This is a genomic window from Acuticoccus kandeliae (assembly GCF_003073115.1).
The window spans coordinates 1-319 of record NZ_QBBV01000144.1; the positions used below are offsets into that span (position 1 = coordinate 1).

At 72.1% G+C, this 319-nt stretch carries 1 protein-coding gene; it reads left to right on the plus strand.

The genetic code is table 11. The features are described from left to right. Positions 1-319, plus strand: a 319-nt coding sequence (locus DBV35_RS29680) for a cytochrome d ubiquinol oxidase subunit II (RefSeq protein ID WP_205648962.1), incomplete at both ends; no start/stop codon positions are given.

Sequence of the window (319 nt, forward strand, 5' to 3'; positions counted from 1 at the left end):
CGTCGCGGGCGGGGCGACCTTCGCCGCGTTCCCCGAGTGGTACGCGAGCCTGTTCTCCGGCTTCTACCTGGCGTTCCTGCTGCTGCTCGTCGCGCTGATCCTGCGCGGGATCGCACTGGAGTACCGGGCCAAGGAGCCGCGCTGGGCCCCGGTTCTGGACCGCGTGCTGACCGGCTCGTCGCTCGCCGCGGCACTGCTGCTCGGGGTGGCGCTGGCGAACATCGTGCACGGTGTCCCGCTCGACGCCGACCACGAGTTCACCGGCACGCTGCTCACCCTGCTCCACCCCTACGCGCTGCTCGGCGGCGTCACCACGGTC